Consider the following 3,073-nt stretch of genomic DNA (forward strand, 5'->3'; position numbering starts at 1 on the left):
CCCTCCTCCTCCGCCTCCCCGTTCCGCCGCGGGGTCCAGCCGAAGGCCAGCGCCCCGCCCGCGATGCCCAGCAGGGCCCCGACGAGGAACCCGCCCAGGTTGGTCACCACGAAGGACAGCACCGACAGCAGCAGGGCGTGGACCGAGACGTAGGCGCGGGCCTGCGGCAGGAACCAGAGGAACAGCCCCGCCACGATCAGCGCGGCCCCGATCCCGAGGGCCGCGATCCCGCCCAGCCCCAGGCTGACCAGTACCGCCACCGGCGAGAGCGGCACCAGCAGCAGCTCGGCCCCGCCCAGCACCAGCAGCAGGCCGCCCCAGAAGGGCCGCTGCCGCCGCCACGCCCGCAGCCGCGCCCGGCCGCGGGTCAGGGGAAGCACGTGGCCCCGTCGAGGCTGACGCCGACCCGCATCCCCTTGAGCCGGAAGTCGCCGCCCGTGGCGGACCAGGCGTGCGACCGCACCCCCGCGACCTCGATGTTCCCCGCCTGGAGCCCGAACTTCCCGGGCTCGCCCCGCACCCCGTCCACCTGGTCGAGGGTGGAGGCGTCCCGGCCGATCTGCGCCGTGCCGAAGGTGGCGTCCCCGACGAGGTCCTCGCCGTCGATGACCAGGTTGGCTGCGCTCACCTCCCCGGCCGGACCGCCCGCGGTCAGCTTGAACACCACCGTGCCCAGCGGGGTCGCCACCTTCGCCGACTGGCAGATGTCGCTCAGGGTGGCCTCGCCGATCCCCAGGAGCGCCACCGGGTGCCCCGCGCCGTCGGCGGAGCGGTCGGTGTGCACGTACGAGGCGAGCCCCTTGCTGCTCAGCTTCGACGACGAGACCTGGAAACTCGTCCCCGACACGGCGAAGGACGCGGCGAGCGCGCCCTGGGCCATCACCACCGCGAGCGCCCCGACCGCGGCGATCGCCGGCAGCCCCACGGCCGCCGATTTCCTCCAGTCGACCCGTCCTTCGGCGGGCTTCCTGCCGTCCTTGCCCATGGCGGTCCCTCCCGTACACTGCGGGAAATCCTGTGGCAGACAGTTCGAGGCTTTGAGGCTAGGGCCGGATTTGAATAATAGTCAACAGCGTGACACGACCGGTCGATCGCAGGCCCGCAGGGCCGAACTCATAGCGATCGGGCGGAAGTTGTTCGCCGATACCTCGTACGACGCTCTCTCCATGGACGACATCGCCCAGCACGCGGGCGTCGCCAAGGGGCTCGTCTACTACTACTTCAACAGCAAACGGGGCTACTACCTCGCCATCGTCGAGGACTCGGTCGCCCAGCTCGTCGCCCGCGCCACCGGGGAGCCCGAACTGCCGGGCGCCGAACGGCTGCGCCGCACCATCGACGGCTACCTGCACTACGCCGAGCACCACCACGCCGCCTACCGCACCATCGTCACCGGCGGGGTCGGCTCCGACGCCGAGGTGCTCGCCATACGCGACGCCGTCCGCGAGGAGCTCCTGGCCGCCATCGCCGAGGGGGCGTACGGCCGCCGCACCGTCCCGCCGCTGGCCCGGCTCGCCCTCGTCGGCTGGCTCTCCGGGGTGGAGGGCGCCACCCTCGACTGGACCGGCTCCCCCGACGCCGAGGGAAGGCCCGACCGGACCGCGCTCGCCGGCCTCCTCGTACGCCAGCTGCGCGCGACGCTCGCCGTGATCGAGGAGCTCGTCCCCGAATGTCCCGCTCCTCCGGTGGCTCCCGAGGAGGCTTCGAGCACCCCGGATGATCATGGCAATCCTGTACCGGTGACGTAAAGCGCCTGATCGTGCATACTCAAGCCGCCGCAGCCGCTCGTCGAGCCCTTCCGTGATCCGGGAGGGCAGCATCGGCTGTGAGAGCACCGAGATCCGGCGGCGCGTACCACACCTCACGCGTCGCCGCCGTGCCCGACGAGGGAGGAGAGCGCCGCCATGACCGACCGCGCCCCGCAGCCGGTGGACCGTCAGCTGCCCACCGAGGAGTCCCGGGACCTCCTCGCGCTCGTACGCGAGATCGCCCAGCGGGAGATCCGCCCCAAGGCCGCCGAGGAGGAGGACGCCGGGCGCTTCCCGCGCGAGGTCTTCAGCCTGCTCTCCGAGTCCGGGCTGCTGGGCCTCCCCTACGCGGGCGAGTTCGGCGGCGGCGACCAGCCGTACGAGGTCTACCTGCAGGTCCTGGAGGAGCTGGCGGCCGCCCGCCTGACTGTCGGCCTCGGCGTCAGCGTGCACTCCCTGGCCTGCCACGGCCTGGCCGGATACGGCACCAAGGAGCAGCGCGCCGCCCACCTGCCCGACATGCTCGGCGGCGGGCTGCTCGGCGCCTACTGCCTCTCCGAGCCGGCCTCCGGCTCGGACGCCGCCTCGCTGACCACCAAGGCGGTCCGCGACGGTGACGAGTGGGTGATCACCGGCACCAAGGCCTGGATCACCCACGGCGGGGTCGCCGACTTCTACACCGTCCTCGCCCGCACGGGCGCCCCCGGCCCCAAGGGCATCACGGCCTTCCTGGTGCCCGGTGACGCCGAGGGCCTGACGGCCGCCGTCCCCGAGAAGAAGATGGGCATGAAGGGCTCGCCCACCGCCCAGCTGCACTTCGACGGCGTACGCGTGCCCGACTCCCGCCGGATCGGCGAACCTGGACGAGGCCGTCTCGTACGCGCTCGGCCGCAAGCAGTTCGGGCACCCCATCGCCGACTTCCAGGGGCTGCGCTTCATGCTGGCCGACATGGCCACCAAGATCGAGGCCGGCCGGGCCCTCTACCTCGCGGCCGCCCGGCTGCGCGACGCGGGCAAGCCGTTCTCCCGGCAGGCCGCCATGGCCAAGCTGTTCTGCACGGACGCGGCGATGGCCGTCACCACGGACGCGGTGCAGATCCTCGGCGGCTACGGCTACACCGCCGACTTCCCGGTGGAGCGCCTGATGCGCGAGGCGAAGGTGCTCCAGATCGTGGAGGGCACGAACCAGATCCAGCGCATGGTCATCGCCCGCCACCTGGCCGGCCCCGAGACCCGCTGACGACGGGGGCGCCGCGCCGGGTCCACCCGCCACCGCGCCCCCGCCGACCGGACCCGCGACCCGCCACGGCCCCGCCGGTCCGGTC

At 73.0% G+C, this 3,073-nt stretch carries 3 protein-coding genes and 1 pseudogene; 2 read left to right on the plus strand and 2 right to left on the minus strand.

The window, feature by feature from the left end:
* Both VR44_RS32600 and VR44_RS32605 read right to left on the minus strand, forming a co-directional pair.
* Positions 1-380 (minus strand): DUF6114 domain-containing protein (locus tag VR44_RS32600; protein WP_045951241.1); only part of this gene is annotated, 380 nt, incomplete at its 3' end.
* Positions 368-985: a DUF6230 family protein gene (locus VR44_RS32605; protein WP_045951242.1), complete on the minus strand. Its 618-nt coding sequence runs from the start codon at positions 983-985 to the stop codon at positions 368-370. The genes VR44_RS32605 and VR44_RS32600, both read right to left, overlap by 13 nt.
* A 70-nt stretch (positions 986-1,055) precedes the next feature.
* On the opposite strand from VR44_RS32605, the gene VR44_RS32610 reads away from it, so the two are divergent.
* Together VR44_RS32610 and VR44_RS32615 are read left to right on the plus strand one after the other, a co-directional pair.
* Positions 1,056-1,748 carry a TetR/AcrR family transcriptional regulator gene (locus VR44_RS32610; protein WP_045951243.1) on the plus strand — a complete coding sequence of 231 codons (693 nt, stop codon included), beginning with the start codon at positions 1,056-1,058 and terminating at the stop codon, positions 1,746-1,748.
* Positions 1,749-1,904: 156 nt separating this feature from the next.
* Positions 1,905-2,988: pseudogene (locus VR44_RS32615) on the plus strand (acyl-CoA dehydrogenase family protein).
* The last annotated feature ends 85 nt before the right edge of the window (positions 2,989-3,073 follow it).

The organism is Streptomyces katrae (genome assembly GCF_000966975.1).
Taxonomy (GTDB): Bacteria; Actinomycetota; Actinomycetes; order Streptomycetales; family Streptomycetaceae; genus Streptomyces; species Streptomyces katrae.